This is a genomic window from Marinobacter sp. GH_1, from assembly GCF_048595985.1.
GTDB lineage: Bacteria > Pseudomonadota > Gammaproteobacteria > Pseudomonadales > Oleiphilaceae > Marinobacter > Marinobacter shengliensis.
This window is the reverse complement of sequence record NZ_CP184460.1, coordinates 697095-720486: the sequence shown is the minus strand read 5'-3', so window position 1 is coordinate 720486 and position 23392 is coordinate 697095. Positions and strand designations below refer to the sequence as shown.

The window sequence follows — 23392 nt, the reverse complement described above, 5'->3', positions numbered from 1 at the left end:
GCTCCCCATCTGCACCAACCTACAGCACCCGGATGCCCTCCGGGCCCTGCTGTGCCCGTACTTAGACCATCGTCGTATCTCAGCAGGCAAAACTGGTTCGTTTTTTGCAAAACCGGGGTAACCACTATGAGTTTAAAACGGAAACCAAGCATGTCGTTCCAACCATCCATCTCGCTGGGAAGCGGTTATAAGAGCATTCTGGACAGCCTGACCACGGCCGTTCTGGTGCTGGGAAACGACCTGACCATCCGTTACCTGAACCCCGCCGCCGAAAGTCTTTTTGAAACCAGCATGACCCGTAGCCAGGGCCTGCCCCTGAAAGACGTTCTGCTCGATTCTGCGGACGCTCTGAAAACCCTGTATGCGGCAGCAGGCAATGGCCAATCCTACACCCGGCGAGAAGCAGAGTTCGCTTTACTGAGCGGCTCAAGACTGACGGTGGACTATTCGGTGACACCCATCAGCCTTGAGCCCATGGAGCTGTTGATCGAGATCCAGCCCCGGGACCGGCTGATGCGCATCAGCCGCGAGGAAGACATCATCTCCCAACAGGAGACCACCCGGATCCTGGTTCGCGGCATGGCCCATGAAATCAAGAACCCATTGGGCGGCATTCGTGGCGCGGCTCAACTGCTTGACCGGGAGCTGAACGATGAAGACCAGCGCGAATACACCCGGGTAATCATTGACGAAGCAGACCGCCTGCGCAGCCTGGTCGATCGTATGCTCGGCCCCAACAAGGCGTTGAAGATTGCACCCACCAATATCCACGAGGTGCTGGAGCGGGTACGTACTCTGGTTGAGGCTGAGAGCAAAGGCCGGGTCCGCCTGAAACGGGATTACGACCCCAGCATCCCCGAGTTCCCGGGCGACAAGGAACAACTGATCCAGGCGTTCCTGAACATCGCCCGCAACGCTATGGAAGCCGCCTTCGAGAACGAAGGCGCCACGCCTTCCGATGTACCGCCGACCATCACTTTCCGTACCCGTGCGCTTCGCCAGTTCACCATCGGCCACCGTCGTCACCGGCTGGTGTGCCGGGCCGACATCATCGATAACGGCCCGGGTATTCCAGCGGATCTTCTGCAGAACATCTTTTATCCCATGATCAGTGGCCGGGCCTCAGGAACCGGCCTTGGCCTTTCTATTACCCAAAGCATCATCGGCCAGCACCGAGGGCTGGTGGAGTGTGAGAGCGAGCCCGGAAGAACCGATTTCATCATCTTCCTGCCTCTGGAGGACAACCAATGAGCCAACCGGCAAACGTCTGGATTATCGACGACGACAAGAGCATTCGCTGGGTGCTGGAACGCGCCCTGAACCAGGCCGGTATGCAGCCGCGGGTTTTCGACAGCGGCGAAAGCATCATGATGCGACTGGAACACGAACAGCCCGATGCCATCGTCAGCGATATCCGCATGCCCGGAGTAGACGGCATCACCCTGCTTTCACAGATTGTCGATAAGCATCCGGATGTGCCGGTGATCATCATGACCGCCCATTCGGACCTGGAGAGTGCGGTTACCAGTTATCAGACCGGTGCCTTCGAATACCTGCCCAAGCCCTTTGATGTAGACGATGCCGTAGCCCTGGTTAAACGCGCTGTGGCCCACAGTCATGAAAAACGGGCCGCCAGCGAACCCCAGGCCGACAGTGCCCAGCGCAACACCGAGATCATCGGTGAAGCCCCGGCCATGCAGGAAGTGTTCAGGGCCATCGGCCGCCTGTCCCATTCCAACATCACGGTATTGATCAACGGAGAAAGCGGCACCGGTAAGGAACTCGTCGCTCAGGCCCTGCACAACCACAGCCCCCGGGCCCGCAACCCGTTCATCGCCCTTAACATGGCTGCCATCCCGAAAGACCTGATTGAGTCTGAGCTGTTCGGCCACGAAAAGGGCGCCTTCACCGGTGCCGGTGCAGCCCGCCAGGGGCGGTTTGAACAGGCGAACGGCGGCACCCTGTTTCTGGATGAGATCGGTGATATGCCAGCCGACACCCAGACCCGTCTGCTGCGAGTATTGGCCGATGGCGAATTCTATCGGGTAGGTGGCACTACCCCGATTAAAGTGGATGTGCGTATCATCGCCGCCACTCATCAAGACCTGGAAAAACTGGTTCAGGCAGGTAGCTTCCGGGAAGACTTATTCCACCGCCTGAACGTTATCCGCGTGCATCTGCCCAAGCTGGCGGAGCGGCGGGAAGACATTCCCCGCCTGATGCAGCACTTCCTGAAGCGGGCCGCCAAGGAACTGGCGGTAGAGCCCAAGTTGTTGCGCCCGGATGCCGAAGAGTACCTGACCACCCTGCCCTGGCCCGGTAACGTCCGCCAGCTGGAAAACACCTGCCGCTGGCTGACCGTGATGGCCAGCGGGCGCGAGATTCATGTAGATGACCTGCCCCCGGAACTCCTGCACCAGGCAGAGAGTGAGCACAGCGCCACTGGCCAGACCTGGCAGGAAGGCCTGAAAAACTGGGCAGAACAGGAACTGAAGCGCGGCAAGAAGTCGATCCTGGACACCGCCGTACCGGAGTTCGAGAAGATTATGATTGAGGTCGCCCTGAAGCACACCGGCGGGCGCCGCCGGGATGCGTCCGTGCTGCTTGGCTGGGGCAGGAATACGCTGACCCGGAAGATCAACGAACTGAAAATCGATTCTGCTGAGGACTCGGAAGACTAAGCAGCCGTCAATCCTGGGCGACGGACGCCGCTGGCTGCGTGCAGATTTGAACCAGCCCGGCATCAATGGCGAAGAAGACCAGCTTCGCCATCGACTCGATTCCAAGGCTGCTCTTAATGGCGGTCACCGTATTGGCCACGGTTTTCTTTTCGATTGCCAGGGCATGGGCAATTTCATCATTGCTTAACCCGCGAGCCAGCATGGAAAACACTTCAAACTGGCGGCGCGTCAACTGCTGCAGTTTTGAGGACTCAGACGCCTGATCATTGAAAGACGATTTCATGATCAGATCGTATTCAACAAAAATTTCACCTTCGGCAACTCGCTGAACGGCCTTGATCAGGGTGTCGGTCTCGCAGGACTTGGTGATGTAACCCATGGCGCCCACCTGAAGGGCGCGCTTAACGATGGGAACTTCGTTGTACATGCTGAAAAACAGGATACGCGCGTCTTTCTGATCTTCCAGAATACGGGCCGCCGCTTCTATGCCGCTGATGCCCGGCAACCCTACGTCCATGATGATCAGGTCCGGCTGATGCCTTCTGCTGAAGTCGCAGGCTTCCTCCCCAGATGCCGCCTCCATAATTTCACAGGGTTCCAGGGCCATCGACAACAGGCTGACATAACCCTGTCGCACCACCGCATGATCATCCGCAATCAGAATTTTCATCTCGGACTCTTTTGTTGTTGGTATTCGCCAGCCAAGATTATCACAACCCTCTCGGGCGTTTGTTCCCCCCTGACACGAAAAAAGCTCCGGCCGCAGAGCAACCGGAGCATCAGAAGAAAAATGCCGGGAAAAGGAAGGAAACCCGGCCAAGCGATATGACTAACCGAGGGTCATATCAAAACCTCACTGTTGCGCCAGCAACCACGGTTCTCGGAGCGCCGGGGCGGATGCCGTCCTGCACATCCGAGATATACAGCTTGTCTGACAGGTTGCGCCCCTGAACCCACAAGGTTGCATCCGTGGTGGTCGGCAACTTGTAGCTTGCCCGTGCCGAGAACAGGGTACGGCTCGGCACCTTGCCCGCCTCGCCGTCAGAGGTCAGCTCACGGGTATTTTCGATATCACTGTAGAAGGACCCCAGATGGCTGACAGTGGCGCTCAAGTGCCAGCCGGCCATGTGATCCATCCCAAGGGTGAAGCTGCCTGCCCGGGTCGGGATTTCTGGCACGTGATTATCGTCCAGGGGTCCGGTGGTGAAACGGGCATCGGTGTAATTCAGCGCAGCTTCGGCGAACAGGTTGTAATCCGCCAGATAGAAGGCAGAGGAATCGATTCTGGCGCCGACATCGACGCCGGTAATGCGCGAATCCGCTGCGTTTACAAACAACGCATCACCGAATTCGTCCACATCATCACGAATCAACGTGTCCTTGATGCGATTGTGGAACACGGCGGCATCCAGGCTGACGCCTTTGATTGCGCTGGTACGGACACCCAACTGGCTGTTCACGCCGGTTTCCGGGGTGAGCGGAAACTCATCCGAGCGAGCCGAGGCAGGCGCATAACCGCGATGGATGCCGGCGTAGATCTCTGATTGCGCAAACCCTGTGTAAAGCAGACTTATGCCGGGCAGGAACAATGCGTTGGAATCCTTTTCCCGAACACCTTCGTCACTGCTACCAGGGCGAAACACCGTGTCTTTGTATTGGTTGTAGGTTTCATAACGAAGGCCCGGGGTCACCGTCCAGTCGCCAAAGCTCATGCTGTTCTGGATATATCCGGAAACCGCTTCAGCATCGTATTCCACCAGGCGCCCGTCACGGGTGTAACCATCCTCGCCAGAGACGGCAAACAAACGGCCCCGGTTGCCCTCATCCAGTTTCTCACCCGGCAGACCAACGGGGCGGCGGTCCTCAAAGCTGTGGTTCTCGTAGCGTACGCCGGTCTGGATACGATGGGTCAGCCCAAGCGCTTCGATGTTGGCCCACTCCAGTCGGCTCTCCAGCCCAAGGTTCTCATAACGGCGATCCCGGCCTTCCATCACGCCGCCGTCTGCAGGTGCCGTGCCGCGGGTCTGGAAACGCGGGCGGTCCAGGTCTGTAAAGAAGACTTTACTGGACACGCTGACATCGTCCGTCACCTGCAGGTTATGGGTCAGGTCGTACTTCAGGTAGTTCACCGAAATGTTGTTATCTTCGCGCCCCTCATCGAAACGGCTCTTGTTGCGGGGCGCGTCACGATACTCCTGCAGGGAGAGGTTCGCTTCGTCGTAACCATCGCTGCGCTCACGCAAGTAGGTCACAGACGCCGCCAGCTGGTTGCGTTCATCAACCTGCCATTCCAGGCCAGTGTAGAAATCGTCGTACTGATGCTCTTCTACATCAAAGGTTCCGTCAGCACGCTTGCCGGTGTAGGAGAGCACCATGCCGACATCGCCTTCAGTGCGGCGATGGTGAATATGCTGCTGGATGGTGTCCTGGTTGCCCACGCCCACTTCGATGACGGTTTCCGGCACCGGGGTAGGTTTCAGGTTACGGAAATTGACGATGCCGTGGTTGTTCAGAGGGCCGTGGACAATCTGCCCGGCGCCCTTGTAAACCTCAACGCGCTCCAGGCGCTCCAGCGGCGGGGTGTAATGCGCACCGGAATCGAGGTATGCACTGTTGTTGATCGGCGTGCCGTCTTCGAGCAAGAGCACCTTACGGGAACGGCGCGGCGGTGCACCGCGAACACCAATACCGGAGCGCCGGCCGAGGACATCATCATCAATGGTGCGCACGCCCGGCACAAAGTCCAGGGCATCATGCAGGGTGTAGGGCTTATACACATCGATCTGGTCACGGGTCAGCACGCTCGCGGCACCCGGCATGCCCTCAACAGACGTGGGCACCAGGCTACGCACATCCAGTGCCGGCAGATACACTGCCTCGCCTGTCTGCTGGGCCATCACAATGCCCGGAACGGAAGCCAGAACGGCGAAACGCACCGCGCGGGTTATTGGTTTCAACATCAAACTCATCGTATTCCCCTTAGCACAGGTTTTTATTGCTGTTGGGGTAACCTTAGAGTGGGTAACGATTCGGGAGAACTGAACGATGGAACCTGAGGAGGCCTACTTTGGGTCGGGACATTTTCCCGTTAAAGCCGGGCGTTACCGCAGTGAGAAGGCGACGGGCAAGGTCACCGTCAACTCGGGCCGGCCATAATCCGCAGGCACTCCGGGTAACGGTACCGCCCTGGACAACATATCCCGCACCTCGTCATCCAGGGGGCGAAAGCCCGCACTCTTTACCACCCGGGCGTCTGCCACCTGGCCTTGCCGGTTAACCGTAAAGGTCACCTCGACCACACCTTCCCGACGCATGCGGCGGGCAGAATCGGGGTAACGTTTATAGCGGTTCAGGTGGCCCAGTAACGCTTGCAGATAACGGGCTTCATCGTTCACCACACCACCGGTATCTGCCTGTGTCGCGGGGGTTGCCGAGGCATCTTCGGCGGGGGCCAAGTTAGGCTCTGCGGTGGGTGCCGGGTCGGCGCCACTGATTTCGGGCACCTCCTGCTCCTCTACGTCCCTATCGGGTTCTGACGTTGTCGATACTGGCTCGACAGGCTCCGGCTCTGGCTCTGGCTCTGGCTCTGGCTCTGGCTCTGGCGTTGGTTGTGGCTTGGGCTCTGGTTCTGGCAGGGGTTCTGGCTTTGTTTCTGGCGACGGCGCGGGCATGGGGGCCTGCAAGGAATCAGGCTTCTGCAGGGGCTCCTCTTTCGGGGTGGCCTGTACCGGCTCCGGATCAGTGTCAGAAGGATTTTCAGCAGGCGACATGTCAGCACTCGCCAGCGTCACGAAAACACCATCGGTCCCTTCATCCGCGGCCACATCCAGCACCGGCTGGTGCGCCAATACACCCTGCACGATCAGAAAGGCTCCGGCATGAAACGCCAGTGCACAGAGCGCACCCGCAAACAGATACCGACGTTTCAACCCCATCACGGGCTCCGCCGCGTGGACAGGTGCACCGATTCAAACCCTGCTTCCGACACCCAGGCCAACACCGGCTGCCATTGCTCTGCCGTTAACGCTTGATCAATCCTGACCAGCACCGGGGATTGGGAGCGCGCCGCTCCATCCACACCCCAGCCATCCGCCAATACCCGCGAGAGCTCGTCGTGCTGGACCGGGGTGCCATTGAGAAAAACCTCACCACCTTCCGTCATCAGAATCTCGACCTGCGCTGACACCTCCGGTCCGCCGGAGTCCATGGCTGGCGGAACAAACGGCAAACCATCAGACGCCCGAATCTGACCGGCCAGCATGAAGAAGATCAGCATCAGAAAGACCACGTTGATCAGCGGTATCAGATGATCGTCATTACTGGCCGCCGGAGCGCTGCCACGTTTGATGTTCATTCTGTCGCCCCAGTGTTCACCGAGACGCTGGCTGCACCCAACCCCCCTACCTTATCGAGCAACCAGACCACCTGTTGTATTGAACTCGCTGGATTGGGTGTGAGGATCACGGATCGGTCGCCTCCTGCGAGCAGGTCACTCAGCTGCCTGTCATCCAGAAACACGAGCGGCTCATCCGGCAGGATTGGTCGGCCATCCGGTGCCATCCCCAGCATCAACGGTGGCTCACCGGAGACCTCCGAGCCCTCGCCCGTCGACACCATCAAGTCGAGACTTTGCCACTGGATAAACGAGGAGGTCAGCATGAAAAACAGCAGTAGAATGAACACCACATCAATCAGTGGTGTCAGACCAATCAGCTTTCGGGAGGGTGCCGCAGGGCGATCAAGCTGCATGGCCCCGCCGCTCATCACTGGCGTTAAGAGGATTAGCCGCCGGCTCAGACACATTCACCGCGCCGGAAGTATTGCCAACCAAGGGTCCGGTAAACACCGCGGTCAGCGCATCTTCCATCTCATCCACCAGGCGGTCCGTTTTACGCTCAAGGTAGCTGTGCAACATGACCACGGGAATGGCCACAATCAGGCCCGCAGCTGTGGTCAGCAGCGCCTGCCAGATCCCTCCCGACAGCACCGACGGGTCCACCTGGTTACCGGCCGCTTCCATCTGCTGGAACGCCAGAATCATTCCCATTACCGTACCCAGAAGGCCCAGCAATGGGCTTAATGTGGCAATGACTTCCAGCGGCTTCAGATAGCACTTGAGCGACGCCAAGTGCCGGGACGCCTGGCGGGCCAGCTCCTCCCGAACCAGCGGCGCGTCACCATGGCGCATCACCGAGGCCATGGCACTGGCCACCAATGCCGGAACCGGCTGCTGGCACGTCATCAAGAGACTGTGGGCGTCACGCACTTGGCCGTCCCGCCACAAAGACAGACTGTCCGAAACTTTGGTTTTGGATTGCCAGGTGGCCAAAAACAACTGCAGGGATTTGCCAATAATCAACGTGACGGCAACCATGGAGAATACCAACAAGATCGCCACCACCGGCCCGCCAATACCCAGCAATTCCACCAACCCGGGCGTCAACACACCCATTTCCACCAACGGACTCAACCACTCAGACATCACGTCACCCAATCCCGCGCAAATGGCACTGATTCAGCCTGAGCCTGACACAATGCCAGGACCGCCTGAACCGCCCTTTGGTCGCCACTTCCCCAACTTTGGTTGTACTACGGAAAGACGCTAGGTATCCCGACTTGTCCGCTGATACTGTCGAAACGAGTGGATGAGGAGAACAACGCGATGAAATTCTGGATAACGCTACTGGTGGCTGGCATCACACTACCCTTTCAGGCTCACAGTGAAGGCGACCTGACCAGACAAACGCCCATCGTAGTGGAAGTCGAACTGGGCACGACCGAGGGTGAGATGCGATTCAGCCCATCACACCTCGAATTTGAGACTGGTAAGCTCTACCGGCTGGTGCTGATCAACAACAGCCCCCAGCCACACTATTTTTCCTCCAATGGTATGGCACGCTCGGTATTTACCCGCAAGGCACAAACCTACGCACCCGACGGCCAGCGCACAGCCGAAATCAAAGGCCACATCCATGAAATTGAGGTATTTCCAGGCCACAAGGCGGATTGGTGGTTTGTGCCGGTACAAACCGGAGAGTTCAACGACCTGACCTGCCCGGTAGCCGGTCATCAGGAGGCAGGAATGACCGGCAGCATACGCATTTATTGATAACGCCGGTGGCTCAGTTAGCGGGTACTTCCCGCCAGTAGATGATGCGGTCGTTGCCTCGGTAGACGCCGAAGGTGGCGGTGGCGGAGGGGTCTGCTAACACCCCATCGTTGTTCCAATCATCCTCCAGCCACTCCGGAACATCCCAGGTCAGCAGATCGGTGCCCTGGGTACCAAGAGGTTCCAGGCGCAATGGCCCGGCTGTGCCCTCGTCGAAAACTCCGGAATCCGCCAGCAGCGCATGGTGAGTTTCGGCCGAATCAATATCGGTCGTTGTCCACGTGGTGCAACTGTCCGCATCACGGGTAACAAACCGCCCGCCCTCGAAAGACTCCACCCTGAACGGCATAAACAAGGCCTCCACCGTTTCCGGGCCGTAAACGTTCTCCATGATCAGCCGGCCGTAGCGGATCTCAAAAGAGGCCTCCGGTTCGAAGTCATAGGGGGCCGCCTCGGCCTGAACACCGTCGGTATCCTGAACCGATGTGACGGTAAATTCTAACTGCGGCAAGAATGGCTCTATACGCGTGACCGGGCTCTTCGGATACTCGAACTGATCGTTCGGGTTGAACGAGAACAATATAAGTCCGGGTTCCTGTACGCTGAGTGCGGCCGCCTCCTGAGTGACAGAAAACGCCATTGGGTCGCCATTGGCATCGGTTGCAGCAAGGTCCTCAATGGGAACAAGTGTTGAGACGCCGGCCACCGATAGGCGCCTGAAGCCGTCGAACGTGTAGTTTCGGGTTCGCCCGCCCTGTACAGACAACGGCTCAAGCAGCGCGGTGGGCGCCATCAACCAACCGAACGGTTGTCCCGTGTAAGTGAACTGCCCTGCCCCGCACTCCGCTTCAAAGGCGCCTGGGTCCACCGTGACCCGGAAGCGGTCAGGATAGAAGCGCCCGACCGGAGCACTCCGGCCCTGCGGCAGATCCCGCCCCAGATAAGCCCCGGGCGCCGGGCTTGTGAGAAAGCGGAATACCCCCACTTCGGACTGATTTACAGCTACCGTGGTTTGCGCATCAGCGGCTCGAGCATGATCGTAACTACCAGGAGAAACCTCACCGGTCTCGCCACCGGCAGGGGCCACCAACTCCACCTGTAAAGGAATACCCGGCAGTTCGAAGTTTGGCGTGACCGGATTACCAGCACAGAAATCCACATCTGTGTCACTCTGCCAACCTGCTGCAGTAATGGTCAGGTCAAAGAATTCCCCTGCCCTGCGGAACAATGGGCAGGTCTCATCACCCTGGGTACAGGACGATGCCGCGGAAACACAAAAACCGGCGGGCACGCTGACAAAGCTGTCCGCGCCGGGCATCAGCAGGCCGGCATCTTCGGTTGCCTCGCTGCCCCGATACAGTGCGTTGAGCTGCATCTGCCCTGCATCCGGATAGATCACATCGATCTCCGCAACGCCATCACCATCAAATGACAAATCAATTCCAGCTGGTGCGGAAGCGTCTATGCCAACCGGCGCCCCATTCACAGACACCGCTCGACTGACGTCTCGGCCACCCGGGCCAGGGTCTACATATTCGGACCAAAACTCCACAGCTTTGGTTTGGTTTGCAAACGCCGGCACACATTGCTGAGTGACATCGTCCTGACGGACCGCCCGCACTTGAACAGGGCCGGAGGGTCGGTGTGAAATCAGATCGGGAAGGTCAAACGCCAGGCCCGATTCAAAGAAGGGCAGGTCGCAATTTGACGCCGACAAGGATCCACCTATCTGGCAAAGTGTCACGGCCTGGGGGCGTGTTGAAGGATTTGATCCAACAACATCGAGCCTCACGGTTCCGGGCGACGTGTTCTGCAACGTCGCCTCCCCGAAGCCATTTACCAACGACACTACGTTTCCACCTTGCCAACCGTTGGCGGGGGCCAGTGTCGCCTGTACCGGGTCGGTGAATAGCTCAGAGCAATCGGCGTTGCCGCATGCTCGAACCTGTACCGTCTCGGGTTGACACGTCAGGGCAACGCCGTCATGAATGATCTCGAAATGGTCTACCTGTTGCCCTACGGGATTCAACTTTAAGGCGCACAGTTCAATGTTTCCCAGCTCATGGATGTTGGTGGAGCCACCAGTGGAGCCCGTCAAGGAGAGCAGAAAATTTTCCGGCACCGCAGGCTGGCCGGGCTCCGCCAGCGCATTGAACGGGGCAATAAGCGTCTGGAAATTGTTACCACTTCCGGAAGTATCCCGCTCTACCGACACAATGGCCTGGTTCGCCAGCCTGGAATCAACGGTGATTCGATAGCGCTGGGCCGTGGGGTTAGTACCGGCCTGATCGATGCCCGGCGAAAGCGTGTTGGTACCTCTCAGGTAACGATAATTGCCCTGAAAGGCGCCGCGAATGGCAACGGCGTCTGCCCGGGAACCGGGGCCTCCCTGCCGCCCCTCAGTGGGATTGGAAAAGTTGCCAAACTCATCCAGCCCGATCCCGAGCCAACCGCCTGCAAACCCGGGGTCGCCATTATCTCGCTGGGCATACCCCAGTGAACCACCGAAGCTGCCTGGCTGCGGCGTTATTGCAGAATCTGACAACACAATCGCCAGCCCATCTGCACCACTGCCACCGTAAGCAAAATAGTCGAACTCGAGAATCACCAGATTGTCTGCGCCCGGGATCTCTCGCTGCAGCGTCGCTGCTGTCGACTGATTACTGACGGCTTGGGTCATTCTTAATCGATTGTTGACGACCGATGGGGTGAAGCTTCCACTGGCCACAGAAGTAACCCAATCGTCCGCAGACAGGCTTCCGCCGTCGAAGTCATCGACAAAACAGGTCAGGCCGTCACTGGGATCTGTGACAGAGATGATGATTTCATCCTGCCCAAAACTCTGAACGGAAGCCCCTAAACATCCGAAAAATATGCTGCAGTCCCGGTAAACCGATTCAAATCGCACTGAGTAATCACCAGGCGAATCGAACGTTACAGTGCGGTTTACTGGTGAGCGCTCGCACAGGGAGACATCGCTGGTAGACGATTGGTCTTGTACACCATCAATAGACCATCGATCCTCCCACCGGAGGAAACGAAGAAAGCCAGCACTCGGGCACCCTTCCCCCGTCACACTCAATGAGACAGCGTCCCCAACTTCAACTGTGACCGGGCCAACACTGTCACCATTGGCGGAAAGCTCCACACGTCTGGCACACAGTCCGGCCAGCAAGCCCTGCTCAATGCCGCTGTAGTCTGCCACCGGGCCGGTATTGCCGGTGCTGATGCCGCCACCGGCTGCCAGGCCACCCGTGATCACAGCATTATTGCCAACGCTGATCGACCCGGCGGCGTAGAGTAGCCCATTGACCTGGGCGTTGTTCCCCAAGGTCAGGCTACCTCTGGTCACCAATAACAACTGGCCCGGATCACCGCCCGCATTGATTGCAATGTTATTCCCAAAGGCTTGCGAACCATTGATAAAAATCCTTACCTGGGCACCGTCTGCGACATTCAATTGGTACCCATTACCAAGGTTCGCACTACCGAAATAATAGTCTCCGGCGGCCAGTGTCGTGCCTGATACTGGCCATGGATTGTTGGCCCAGGGCACCCCCGAAAGGTCCAAGGTATTTCCGGAAGCCTGCAGGTTGCTGTTGACACCACTGGGAGCACCGAACACATCAGAACATTGGGCCGCCCAAGCTGGCGGCGCTGCCATGAACAACACGAAGAGTACTGCCAGCATGGCCCAGGAGAAGTGGGGGGACCTCATCGTACTCTAACCTCCAGGACTCGTTCCGCGGCATCCGCGCCTGAACCACAGACACCCCTGCTCGTGATTGTGTAGAGCGTGTCCCCGCCGCTGCCCCCCGTACCCCCGGATGGATCCTCTGCGGAACAAGCCAGCAACGCCGAGCAGCTTGAAAGGGATGCCTCGGTGAAATTCAGCACCCAGGAAGCCGGACAGGACCGCCCTCCATAGAGGACGTCAGCAACCGCGAGCTGAGCACCGCTTTCTGCGGAGAAAAAGGCACGCTGAGACTGGATTTGCAGACTTACAGCGTTGCTGGAACTTTGTTGCAACTGAGCCATCCCGATGACCAGCAGCGCCAGCACGGTGATAACAAACAGTGCGACCGGCAAACCGGCACCGGCCTGATTGTGAATCGATTGCTCAGGGTACATTGCGAATTTGCACCTCCTGGCTCATTCGAGTGGTCTCGTCACCATTCAGGTTTGCCAACTCAAATTCAAAATTCACAACCGCCGCCCGTTGCAACGAGGGTGGCGTTACTTTTAGGTTGAACGAACCGCCGACCAGGTTGGCACTCATAACCTCCCGAGTTCCACCGGCTCCGTTCAGGGCAGCAGCAGAAGGCTGAGTAGAGCCTGGAGAGTACCCGCTGAATCGATAAAGCCATTGCCCAACCTGACAGACACTGACCGGGCTAGCGATGGCGTAAACGCGTTTTTCCGGTGAGCGCTCGCGAAAACGATGACTGGCGGACAGTTCAATGGTTGTATCACTATCCGCGACCGCAATAATGGCCGGTGAAACCGGCCCAGGATTGGAGGTGTCGTAGAGATCGGACTGGGCCGAGCCGTAGCCGTACACCACCAGCCGGGCACCGGCGGGGACTGCTCGGCCGAAGGGCACTATGCTCACTTCATCAAAGCCTGGGCCTGTTGTCAGGGATTCATAGCCGGTGCCGGCGATTACCGGCAGCCATTCCAGACATTCGCCGTTCTCGCGAACGGACAGGGGAAACGCTTCGCGCACCTCCCGGGTGATTTGCTCACTGATCACCACGCCTTGCAGCGCGCGCTGTTGCCGTTCGCTTACGTCCAGCGCACCACGAGTGGACAGGGCAACAAACTGCACCGAGATGGTGGCCACAATGCCCAACAGCACGATGACCATCACCAGCTCGACCAGGGTGAACCCCTGTTGCTGGCGCATCAGAAATTCCCCCGGTAGGCGCTGAACAGGTAGGTGTTCCCGGAGGGATCGGTAACGGTAATATCGATGCGTTTGGCTTCATGATTGCTCAGGCCCACTTCGGTGCCGGCACAGGCCACCGAAATAGACACCTGAAAATTGTTGTAGCCCGATAACGATTCCTCCTCGCTGTTCTCGGGCGGCGCGTTATTCAGGGTGTGATAATCGTCCACATCGTTGAAGGTACGCCGTGTTTCGCCATCCGGCCCAAGGTTGTTGCAATCCGCGTCGCCGGCATCCACCGCTCCGCCGCCCACAGGGGAATCATGGGCAAAGGATTTGGAGAGGATTTCGTCCATGTAGAGTTGCGACAATGCCACCGCACGGGTCTGATTTAAGGGGTCAGCGCTTCGGCCGGTGATCAAGGCAAAGGCACCAACAACGCCGGCGATAGCAATGCTGATAATGACAATGGTCATCACCAGCTCCACCAGGGTCGCGCCCTGCTGGCGAACACCGGGGCGCCGGCAAGACCTCATGAACAAGGCCCCTGATACACGGCGCCAAGGGAGCTCAGACACAGGGTAAAGTCACTGTCGCCTGAGATCTGGAATTGGAGACTTTGACCGCTGAACGGTGTCGCCAGGCGCCCCATTCGGTCAAAGTTGATGGTAAACCCGCCGCCAGGAATCGGAGTGAGCCCGGATTGACCGGCTACCTGATACGCCATACTGGCGCCCTCACGGCGGATGGAAAACAGGGAATCCGCCGCCTCGAACTCAAAAGCATTCGAGGTTTGGCGGATGGTTACGGAATTGGAGGGATTGCCCGCCAGCGCTGCTTGTTGGGCAAGCAGCGTGGCGGAGGCTAGTTGTTGGGTGGCCAATAAGGGGGCAAAGGCTGAGCTTCTGACGAATAGCCCGACACCGAGAATGGAGATCACTCCGATGAGTATAATCACCATCACCAGCTCAACCAGTGTAAACCCTTGGGGTCTTCCGGTAACGCTCAAAGCCACAACCCTCTCAGTCACCATCAACACTCAAAAAGTTCGACAGCCAGGTCAACCCCCATGCAACTTTCGACCTCAGAATTAGCAGTCGTCCGTATCAACTGTTATGGCAGGTCTTACACCGGGGCCAGTAGCGTTTGCATAGGTAATCAAGCAATTATCTCCGTCCGAGGGAGCCCCTGCAGCGCGAATCTCTCCAGTCGTATCCGTATCGAAGTCACCGTCTAACTGCGCAGCCAAGAGAATGGAAGCAGTTGTTGGATACCCATAAGCGAGCGCTATTGCCGTGCCCTCAAGAGTAACCTCTTCGCCTGTTTCTGCGTTTGCATCACAAGCATTGCTGGCCAAACAAGCCGAGTACGCTATTGAGGCAGAGGAGCGTATTGCTCCTGCAGCCCCTTCAATGGTTGCGCGACGTGCATCACTTCCCAAATCCGCAAACCGCGGCAAAGCAAACGCCGCCAGAATACCCAAAATCACAATCACCATAACCAGTTCGATCAGGGTGAAACCTTTCTGCTTTCTTGTCTGAATTGCATTCATCATTGTCATTACCTCTTCTGGGGTCTACTCAAACTCGTTTTTCGATATCAGTTGATGACGGTCACTATGGAGCCGTCAGCGGTGTCGTAGGTAATCGTGCTGTTCTGGCCATCAAGCTGGTACTCGTACTCACATGCGGTTGTGTTGGACACAGCGGCCCAGTACTCCGCGTTGGCGTTAGCGGCCGAGCGCTGGTCGATGGTCGGAGCGTTGGACTGCATCAGACCTCGCCAGATCTGTACGCAGCGCGCCTGGTTTGGTGCAGTGGTCGTTCCGTCAGTTGAGGTGGCCCAACCATCTTCATTAACTGCTACATCGCCGTCGCCAAAACCATCAACAGCACTCACGGCTCCAGTCTGGCCATTCGCCACCCACTGAGCCTTAGCCAAGGCCACACCCGCGCTCAAGGCACCAGCGGTACCCTTGATACTCGCCTGATGCGCCTGCTCCGAAAGCTGCGCAAACCTCGGCAGCGCAAACGCCGCCAGTATCGCCAGGATGGCAATCACCACCACCAGCTCGATCAGGGTAAAACCCTTTTGTTTTTGCCTGCTGTTGTACTGCATCATTCGTCAGCCTCTTGCCTGTGATCTGTCGTGTTATCCCGTCAGCGGCTGGCGTCCTGCCCGCTCACTGTGGTTTCTGTCAACGGCACCGGTGCCAGTTTCAGGCCGGTTGGCCGCTGTGCTTGCACCCGCAGGTTGTTCCGGCTGCGGTTTGCAAATTCGGTTGTCACTGTCCAGGCGAAGGGGTGGCCGGGTTCTGCGAGCTGCCCTTCAATGGTTATCGGCTGCTTTGGGTTATAAATTAACCAACCCTTGCCATCTTCGCCTGTTTCTTTTTGTTGCCCAGGGCGAAAGCACCAGCCACCTTGCTTTGGCTCCCCTTCGCTACATTCGCCCGAGTACATGGGCCATTGGTGGTCCAGCCAGTCAAAGGGGTTACGCCCTTCCAGTTCTTCCAGACTGCCCTGCCGGCTCAGCATGGTTTCGGCCCCTTTCACCACCAATGCCGCCCGCAACTGGCTCAACACCATGTTAACGCTCTGTTGTTCCGCCCGCTGCAGCTCGCCTTCCAGTTTGCCCAGCAACACCCACCAGAGGGTGAACAGCACCAGCAGGGCAACAAACAGCCGCATGCGCCGGGCGTTAGCCAGCCCACTGGCGGAAGACCAGACCGGTTGGCGCACTAGCCGCGCCCCATGGCGGCGGCTCCCAGGTCCCATATGGGCAGGAACACGCCCAGCGCCAATATCAGTACCAGGATGCCCATGGCCACAATCAGAATCGGCTCTATGGATTCCGCCAGCCGTTTCAGGCCGTAGTCCACGTCTTCGTCGTAGAAATCCGCCACGTTGTTGAGCATGTCATCCACCGAGCCGGTTTCCTCGCCCACGGCAATCATCTGCAAAATCAGCGGGGTGAACATTTCGCTGGCGCGTGCGGTGCGCAGCAGGCTTTCGCCGCGCTCGATGCCCAGGCGCATATCCTTGATGTGGTGCGCTATCCAGGCGTTGTCTGTGGCATCGGCGACCACGGTCAAGGCATGGGTCACCGGCATACCGGCTTTCAACATGGTGGCGAAGTTCCGGGCAAACCGGCTGAGGGTAATCAGCTCCAGCAGGGGGCCGATAATCGGGAGCTTCAGTTTGTAGCGGTCCCAGATTTCCCGCCCCTGTTCTGTCTGCTTCCACTGGCGCACGAGCACACCGGCAGCGGCGAAACCAAACAACATCACATACCAGTAATTGAGCAGAAAATTAGACGTGCCCACCAAGACCTGGGTAAGGAAGGGCAAGTCGGCCCCCATGCGGCTGAACACCGAGGCAAACCTGGGAATAACCAGAAAGTTCACCACCATCAGGGCCGCCAGCAGGGCCACCACCACAAAGGTGGGGTAACGCAGGGCCTGTTTTACCCGGCGTTTGGTGTCCCGTTCCAGTTCCAGGATTTCCGACAGGCGCTTGAACGCGTCATCCAGCATGCCCGTATTTTCGCCCACGTGGATCATGGCGATGAACAGGTCGGAGAACACTTTCGGGTGCGCCTGCATGGCCGTGGCCATGGTATTACCGCCTTCGAGGCGATTGGTGATATCTTCCAGTACCTCCGCCAGCACCGGTGAACGGGAGGTTTCCGCCAACCCGCGCATGGTGCGGATCAGCGGGATGCCCGCTTTGGTGAGCGCGTGCATTTGCCGGCAGAACACAATCAGTTCATCCAACGTTACTTTTTTGCGGAAGATGGCCAGGTTGTTTACCCGGTCCATGCCGGATTGCGTTTGCACCTGTTCCTGAATGGCCAGCGGGGTAATACCACGGCGCATCAGCTCACTGGCCGCCGCATCCACATTGGCGGCGGTCAGTGAACCTTGCTGGACAACACCACGGTTGTCTTTACCCCGGTAGCTGAACTGCATCAGTCATCTACCCCTATGGCGCCGTCGGCTGCCAGATCGTCACCTTCCAGCAATGCACCTTCTGTAGTGGCCGCCACCCGTGCAACCTCCTGTAAAGAGGTCACGCCCTGCAGGGCATAGTCCATGGCGCACTGGCCAAGCGGTCGGAACAATGGGCTCTTGCGGGCAGCCCGGGTAAAGTCGGACACGTCCTTTCTGCGCAGGGCATCCAGCATGTCTTCGTTCATTTCCAGCATTTCGTACACGCCCACCCGGCCCTTGTAACCGGTATTACTGCATTGGTAGCAGCCACGGCCGTGCACGAAGCCGGCCTCGATATCCAGTGGGTCCAGGTCGAAGGACTGCAGCCACACCAGTTCCTGCTCAGAAGGCTGGTAGGTTTCCTTACAGTTATCGCACACTCGGCGCACCAGGCGCTGGGCCACCACGCCCAGTAGGGAACTGGCCACCAGGAACGGCTCAGCGCCCATGTCGATCAAACGCATGGCACTGCTGATGGAATCGTTGGTATGCAGGGTCGACAGCACCAGGTGGCCGGTCATGGCGGCGCGCAGGCCGATTTCCACGGTTTCGTGGTCCCGCATCTCACCCACCAGGATGATGTCCGGGTCTTGCCGCAGGGCGGAGCGCAACACCGTGGCGAACTCCAGCCCGATTTTCGGGTTTACCTGTACCTGGGTGATGCGAGGCAGCCGGTATTCCACCGGGTCTTCGGCGGTGATGATCTTCACTTCTGCCTTGTTCAGCTCGGTCAGGGCACCGTAGAGGGTGGTGGTTTTACCACTACCGGTGGGGCCGGTGACCAGAATCATGCCATGGGGCTTTTTGATCAGTTTGCGGAAGCGGTCCAGCAGGTGTGACGGCATGCCGGTGCTTTCCAGATCCAAAGTGCCCTGGCTCTGATCCAGCAAACGCATTACCACCGATTCGCCGTACTGAACCGGCATGGTGGATACCCGCACATCAATGCTGCGGCCTTTCACCCGCACGTTGAAGCGCCCATCCTGGGGCAGGCGCTTCTCGGAGATGTTGAGCCCGGCCATCAGTTTCAGGCGCAGAACAAGCGCTGCATTCACGCGCTTTTCTTTCATCACCTGTTCTTGCAGTACGCCATCCACCCGTTGGCGAATGCGCACGACGGTCTCGTCGGGCTCGATATGGATATCCGAGCTTCTGGCCTGTACGGCATCTTCGAACAGGGTCTGCAGCAGTTTGACCACCGGGGCGTCGGCGCTTTCGGATTCGGCGGACAGGTCAGCCAGGTCGAAAGCGTCATCACCCAGTTCGTCTTCCAGCTCTTCCGCCAGGGAGGCGATTTCATCGGTGCGGCGGTAGACCATTTCCAGGGTGTTGAGCAGTTCGCTCTCCCGCACCACCGCCTGTTTGATGGGCTGCTTGAGCACCCGCACCAATTCGTCGTAGGCGAAGATATCCAGCGGGTCGGCCATGCCCACCAGCAACTCCCCGCCCTGTTCCGCCAGCACAATGGCCCGGAACCGGCGCGCCATGGCTTCTGGCAGCTTCTTAACCAGTTCGTTATTGAACTGGTAATGGCGCAGCTGAACAAAGGGCACGTCCAACTGGCGCGAGAGGATGTTGAGCAGGTTGTCTTCGTCGACATAGCCCAGCTCGATGAGCGTTCGGCCAAGCTTGCGACCGGTACTTTTCTGCTCCCGCAGGGCGGTCATCAACTGCTGTTCAGTGATGACATTATTCTGAACCAGCAGGTCGCCTATGCGGATTTTCTTTTTCGGTTCCGTACTCATGATTCCGCCTGCAAAACTGATATGCGTTGCCGCGCGTAGTCCGCCAGTGAAGCAGACATTCCGGGCATGGCCGCAGCCTGTGTGAAGGCCTGCAATGCACTTCGGTTGCGCCCTCCGGTTTCCAGCGCAATGGCCAACCCCAGCCACCAGGTACCCTGGCTGTCGTCGTGGGCGATCAATTCAGACCAGTGGCCGGCCGATTCGTCGGCCTCGCCGGCCTGCTGTAACAAGGTGGCCAGGGTAATGCGATATTCCACCTGTTCAGCCACCGGGGGCACCCGCGCCTGCAAGGTAGCGATCGCCAGGTTCAAATCGCCCAGTGCCAACTGGGCGCGGGCTTTCAGCAATCTCAGGCCAGCATGTTCGTTGGTCACAGAGTCCGGCAACCATTCCAGGGCACGACCTGGCCTATCCAGAACCAGCATCTCCCGGGCAAAGATCTCCCGGCTTCGGGGAGCCGTTTGACGGGTGGTCAGTTCCGTCAGTGCACGCTCTGCATCACCATTGCGACCGGTTGCCAGCAAGCTGGCCAAGTCACGACTGGTGCGCAGGTCCACCGCTTCCGGCGTTTCCCGTTGCTGCTTTACCGATGCTTCCGGCGCACGATCCCAAGTGTTCACCTCCCGATCAGGGGTTTGTGGCTGCGCTTGCGCCACCTGAATAACCTCGGGCTCGTCCTGGTCCGCCGCGGGCTCCGCATTGGCCGGCTCGGAGCGCTCCGGCGTGGGCTCGGTTACCAACACGATCTCCGCCGTGGATGCACTATCAGGGGTCGACACCTCGGTTTCAGAAGCAGGCTCAACAGGGATCGGTTCGACGATGACCTCTGGCAGGGCGGCTGTCTCCGTGATCTCTTGTGATTCCGGGGCTGCCGAAACCCTGGCGCTATCGGCGACAACGGACTGCTCTTCAGAACTACCTGACAGCATCCACCAGGCACCTACGCCACCCATCAACGCCAGTGCCACCGTCAAAACAATGGCAATCGGCATCCCGGACGCTGCCGAATCCCGGGCCACAGGCTGGCCAGTGTATGTGCCGGCCACACGGGGCGGATTCTGCCGTTCCTCTGCGGCCCTCAGGGCATCATTCAACAAGCTCATACCCACCTCCGGAGCCAGCTAACGGGGCGGGCACTCTCTGTGTCTTTCACGGCCTGCAGAGCGTGCTTTCTGGCCACCTGGCGGTCTCCCCGCCCCCAGGCCGCCAGCATGGATTTGTGGGCCAGGACATTCACCAGCCGGGGAATACCGCCGGATGAACGCCAGATGACTTTTAATGCTGCCGGGGCAAAAATGTCCGCTCCGTTATAGCCGGCCCGGGCCAGGCGATGCCGCAGGTACTGGCCCACGGATTCCTGACCCAGTGGCTGCAATCGGGTCTGAAAGGTGATTCTCTGGCGCAACTGGCGCAGGCTGTCCTTCGCCAGGATGGTGTCCAGCTCCGGCTGGCCAAACAGCACAATCTGCAACAACCGGGTGCTTTCGGTTTCCAGGTTGGTCAGCAACCGCAGAGCCTCAATGGTTTCTTCGGGCATGGCCTGGGCTTCATCAATCACCAGTACCGCCGGGCTTTGTTCCATGGCCAGGGCAATCAATCGCTGGTTCAGCGCCTTGAGAATCTGGTGGCCGTTACTACACCCGGCCACGTCAACACCCAGTTCCTCGGCAACCGCCTCATAGAGGGTCTCCGGCGGCAGGTTCGGATTGGGTATGTAAGCCGTGCAGGCGGTCTTATCCAGTTCGTTGAGCAGCAAGCGGCAGAGCAGGGTCTTTCCGGTGCCCACCTCGCCAGTCACCTTGATAAAGCCTTCCCGTTGCTGCAACGCCACCAATAACAGCTCCAACGCATCGGCATGACTGGGCGCCCGGAGGAAATACCGGGTGTTTGGCGTCAATGCGAACGGTGCTTCCTGCAGTCCAAAGTGGCTTTCGTACATCAGCGGGGGGCCGTCTCCGCCTGGGGTTTAACCGACTCTGCCGAGTTCAGCAGATCTCTGAGCACGTTCATCCGCTCCCGGCTGGCCTGCACATCCGCCTGCATTTGGCCAGTGTTGGCCACCATGGGCCGTATCAGGATGACCAACTCACTCTTGCGGGATTCGAAGCGGCGCTGCTTGAACAATTCCCCCACCAGCGGGATATCGCTGAAGAAGGGCACGGCAGAAGTAGTGTCTTCACTGGTGTCCTGAATCAAACCACCAATCACCACAATCTGACCACTCTCTGCCCGAATCACGCTGTCGGTTTCACGCACCGTGCTGCGCGCCAGAGGCAGGGTGACATCCCGCTCGCCAATGGTGATGACCTTTTCCTGGTCATTCACTTCGCTGACTGATGGATGCACATGCAGTGTTATCGCGCCGCTGTCGGAAATCTGCGGGGTAACGTCCAGGGAAATTCCGGAGAAGAACGGCGTCAACTCAACCGAAGTGGACGTTCTGTCGGTGGCGGTCACCGCCGAGTTGTTATCATTGAAATCAATATCGGTGACGAAGAACTCGTCGGTACCTACCTTGATGACGGCTTTCTGGTTGTTGATGGTGGAGATGCGCGGGCTCGACAGAATCTGCACATTGCCCTGCTGACCCAACAGCTGAATAAGACCGGTAAAATCGCCGGCGCTCACCGTGGCGGAGAACAGCCCGCCAATATCCGGGGTGCGGATCGGCTGACCCGCCAGCGACTGGGCCGTGAAATAATCGGCACGACCGGCGGAGCTCTGGACGTCAGCCCAGTTGATGCCCTGCTGGTAGCCCTCGTTCAGAGTAACCTCCAGTATTTTCGCTTCCAGAACAACCTGACGCTGCATGATCAGTTCAGTCCGGCGCAGGTAATCCTCCACCATCCGCAAATCGTCAGAGCCCGCCCGGACCATCACCAGGCCCGCGCCAGCGTTAACCACTACCTGGCCATCATTACCCACGATCATAGCCACCGTCTGGCGAATATCCCGCCAGAAGTCAGACTCGGTATCGGTCGATATGGTGGTGCCCACCAGGTTTCGGGTTTCATTACCGGTATTGGAATTGGAGTTTGAGTTGGAAGCACCGTTGCCACTGCCCCGGGCGCTGCTGACCTGGCCCGAACTGACACGGGTTTCTGAGCCACCGCGGCGTTTGAAATGCAGGTAGTCAATGGGGAAAAGTCTTGTCTGTATCCGGTCTTCCGCCACCCGAAACAGCCGGCCATTACGCTGGATATCCAGACCGTATAAATCCGCAGCAATCTCCATGACTTCCGGGACGGTGACATCGCTCAGGCGCAGATCAACCGGTGTCGTAACGCCCGGATGGACCACCACGTTATAGCGGGTACCCTCCACCAGCGCTTCAAAGAAGCTGGAGGCTGGAACGCCGCGGGCATTCACATCAAAACGCTCGTCCTGCTCCTGCGCACTGGACAGGGGCGGTAGCAACTGACTGCTGATTTCCGCGGCTGATACAGGAGCAGGATCACCGGATGCGGAACCCGAGGCAGGGGTTTGCCGCTCGGCTTCGGCCAGCACCTGGTCAATCTGATCGGCAACGTCTGTTGATGTGGCGGCAGACGTCCGCATCAGCGGGTTATTGGCGCAGGCAACCAGCGTTAGTGAGAGCATGGCAGCTGCGAGAGGTCTGAGTGTTGTCATCATGGTCCGACTGTCTGTCATGGTGTTCTCCGCACCTGCGGGAGCGGTTCCGGATACAGGGTTCTGGGTTGGCCGCGATCTGTTACTTCTACCCGATCTTTGAAGATACGGCGCACACGTATGTTGTCATGGCTGTCGCCCTCTTTCAGGGCTACACCCTCAATGACGGCAATCCGCCGCTCCTTGCCCAGGAGGATCGAGCCCAGCCGAATTTCCCGGACCGGCGATGCCACCACCGGCTGCGCGTCAGCACCGGGAGGTCGGGTCGGGTCTTGCAAGGCATAGGCCTGGAGCGACCCAAGTGACACCAACGTCATCATCAAATATCTGAACAAAGGATGTGCCATC

23 protein-coding genes are annotated in these 23392 nt (G+C 58.6%); 3 read left to right on the top strand and 20 right to left on the bottom strand.

The window, feature by feature from the left end:
• The first annotated feature begins 150 nt into the window (after positions 1-150).
• Together glnL and ntrC are read left to right on the top strand one after the other, a co-directional pair.
• Entirely contained in the window at positions 151-1251 is a 1101-nt protein-coding gene (glnL, locus tag ACNSOI_RS03375; protein WP_156471785.1) for a nitrogen regulation protein NR(II), read from the top strand.
• Positions 1248-2681 (top strand): nitrogen regulation protein NR(I), encoded by a 1434-nt coding sequence (gene ntrC, locus ACNSOI_RS03370; RefSeq protein WP_286253752.1) that lies wholly within the window; start codon positions 1248-1250, stop codon positions 2679-2681. The genes glnL and ntrC overlap by 4 nt, the downstream gene beginning before the upstream one ends.
• A gap of 7 nt (positions 2682-2688) precedes the next feature.
• Here ntrC and ACNSOI_RS03365 read toward each other — a convergent pair whose 3' ends face one another.
• The 6 genes from ACNSOI_RS03365 to ACNSOI_RS03340 all read right to left on the bottom strand — a co-directional run bounded on the left by ACNSOI_RS03365 (position 2689) and on the right by ACNSOI_RS03340 (position 8163).
• The gene (locus ACNSOI_RS03365; protein ID WP_286253750.1) at positions 2689-3351 is read right to left on the bottom strand and encodes a response regulator transcription factor; all 663 of its coding nucleotides are present in this window, start codon (positions 3349-3351) and stop codon (positions 2689-2691) included.
• Positions 3352-3526: 175 nt separating this feature from the next.
• The gene (locus ACNSOI_RS03360; RefSeq protein WP_420195131.1) at positions 3527-5650 is read right to left on the bottom strand and encodes a TonB-dependent receptor family protein; all 2124 of its coding nucleotides are present in this window, start codon (positions 5648-5650) and stop codon (positions 3527-3529) included.
• Positions 5651-5782: 132 nt separating this feature from the next.
• Complete coding sequence (locus tag ACNSOI_RS03355) at positions 5783-6616, bottom strand: energy transducer TonB (RefSeq protein WP_420195130.1); 834 nt, start codon at positions 6614-6616, stop codon at positions 5783-5785.
• A complete protein-coding gene (locus tag ACNSOI_RS03350; protein ID WP_058090026.1) occupies positions 6616-7035 on the bottom strand; it encodes an ExbD/TolR family protein in 420 nt (139 codons plus the stop codon). The genes ACNSOI_RS03355 and ACNSOI_RS03350 overlap by 1 nt, the downstream gene beginning before the upstream one ends.
• On the bottom strand, positions 7032-7430 hold the full coding sequence (locus ACNSOI_RS03345) for an ExbD/TolR family protein (protein ID WP_420195129.1): 399 nt from the start codon (positions 7428-7430) through the stop codon (positions 7032-7034). The genes ACNSOI_RS03350 and ACNSOI_RS03345 overlap by 4 nt, the downstream gene beginning before the upstream one ends.
• Positions 7420-8163: a MotA/TolQ/ExbB proton channel family protein gene (locus ACNSOI_RS03340; protein WP_286253742.1), complete on the bottom strand. Its 744-nt coding sequence runs from the start codon at positions 8161-8163 to the stop codon at positions 7420-7422. Before ACNSOI_RS03340 ends, ACNSOI_RS03345 begins: the two co-directional genes overlap by 11 nt.
• A gap of 180 nt (positions 8164-8343) precedes the next feature.
• On the opposite strand from ACNSOI_RS03340, the gene ACNSOI_RS03335 reads away from it, so the two are divergent.
• On the top strand, positions 8344-8790 hold the full coding sequence (locus tag ACNSOI_RS03335; RefSeq protein WP_072678380.1) for a hypothetical protein: 447 nt from the start codon (positions 8344-8346) through the stop codon (positions 8788-8790).
• 13 nt (positions 8791-8803) lie between these two features.
• On the opposite strand, the gene ACNSOI_RS03330 is transcribed toward ACNSOI_RS03335, so the two are convergent.
• From ACNSOI_RS03330 to ACNSOI_RS03265, 14 genes are all read right to left on the bottom strand, one after another.
• Positions 8804-12508 carry a DUF6701 domain-containing protein gene (locus tag ACNSOI_RS03330; protein WP_420195128.1) on the bottom strand — a complete coding sequence of 1235 codons (3705 nt, stop codon included), beginning with the start codon at positions 12506-12508 and terminating at the stop codon, positions 8804-8806.
• Positions 12505-12921, bottom strand: a complete 417-nt coding sequence (locus tag ACNSOI_RS03325) for a hypothetical protein (protein WP_106693325.1) — start codon at positions 12919-12921, stop codon at positions 12505-12507. Before ACNSOI_RS03325 ends, ACNSOI_RS03330 begins: the two co-directional genes overlap by 4 nt.
• Positions 12911-13696, bottom strand: coding sequence for a PulJ/GspJ family protein (locus ACNSOI_RS03320; RefSeq protein ID WP_420195127.1), 786 nt, complete (start codon positions 13694-13696; stop codon positions 12911-12913). The genes ACNSOI_RS03325 and ACNSOI_RS03320 overlap by 11 nt, the downstream gene beginning before the upstream one ends.
• Positions 13696-14214 (bottom strand): type IV pilus modification PilV family protein, encoded by a 519-nt coding sequence (locus ACNSOI_RS03315; RefSeq protein ID WP_061333584.1) that lies wholly within the window; start codon positions 14212-14214, stop codon positions 13696-13698. Before ACNSOI_RS03315 ends, ACNSOI_RS03320 begins: the two co-directional genes overlap by 1 nt.
• Entirely contained in the window at positions 14211-14639 is a 429-nt protein-coding gene (locus ACNSOI_RS03310) for a type II secretion system protein (protein ID WP_420195126.1), read from the bottom strand. Before ACNSOI_RS03310 ends, ACNSOI_RS03315 begins: the two co-directional genes overlap by 4 nt.
• A 129-nt stretch (positions 14640-14768) precedes the next feature.
• A complete protein-coding gene (locus ACNSOI_RS03305) occupies positions 14769-15233 on the bottom strand; it encodes a type IV pilin protein (protein ID WP_420195125.1) in 465 nt (154 codons plus the stop codon).
• A gap of 44 nt (positions 15234-15277) precedes the next feature.
• Positions 15278-15799: a prepilin-type N-terminal cleavage/methylation domain-containing protein gene (locus ACNSOI_RS03300; protein WP_061333581.1), complete on the bottom strand. Its 522-nt coding sequence runs from the start codon at positions 15797-15799 to the stop codon at positions 15278-15280.
• 38 nt (positions 15800-15837) lie between these two features.
• A complete protein-coding gene (locus ACNSOI_RS03295; protein ID WP_420195124.1) occupies positions 15838-16419 on the bottom strand; it encodes a hypothetical protein in 582 nt (193 codons plus the stop codon).
• Positions 16419-17648, bottom strand: a complete 1230-nt coding sequence (locus tag ACNSOI_RS03290; RefSeq protein WP_058090017.1) for a type II secretion system F family protein — start codon at positions 17646-17648, stop codon at positions 16419-16421. The genes ACNSOI_RS03295 and ACNSOI_RS03290 overlap by 1 nt, the downstream gene beginning before the upstream one ends.
• Positions 17648-19414, bottom strand: a complete 1767-nt coding sequence (locus ACNSOI_RS03285) for a GspE/PulE family protein (RefSeq protein ID WP_420195123.1) — start codon at positions 19412-19414, stop codon at positions 17648-17650. The genes ACNSOI_RS03290 and ACNSOI_RS03285 overlap by 1 nt, the downstream gene beginning before the upstream one ends.
• Positions 19411-20517, bottom strand: coding sequence for a tetratricopeptide repeat protein (locus ACNSOI_RS03280; protein WP_420195122.1), 1107 nt, complete (start codon positions 20515-20517; stop codon positions 19411-19413). Before ACNSOI_RS03280 ends, ACNSOI_RS03285 begins: the two co-directional genes overlap by 4 nt.
• The gene (locus tag ACNSOI_RS03275) at positions 20514-21353 is read right to left on the bottom strand and encodes an ExeA family protein (RefSeq protein ID WP_420195121.1); all 840 of its coding nucleotides are present in this window, start codon (positions 21351-21353) and stop codon (positions 20514-20516) included. The genes ACNSOI_RS03280 and ACNSOI_RS03275 overlap by 4 nt, the downstream gene beginning before the upstream one ends.
• Complete coding sequence (mshL, locus tag ACNSOI_RS03270; protein ID WP_420195120.1) at positions 21353-23065, bottom strand: pilus (MSHA type) biogenesis protein MshL; 1713 nt, start codon at positions 23063-23065, stop codon at positions 21353-21355. The genes ACNSOI_RS03275 and mshL overlap by 1 nt, the downstream gene beginning before the upstream one ends.
• Positions 23062-23391 (bottom strand): hypothetical protein, encoded by a 330-nt coding sequence (locus tag ACNSOI_RS03265; protein WP_420195119.1) that lies wholly within the window; start codon positions 23389-23391, stop codon positions 23062-23064. Before ACNSOI_RS03265 ends, mshL begins: the two co-directional genes overlap by 4 nt.
• Position 23392 lies beyond the last annotated feature (1 nt).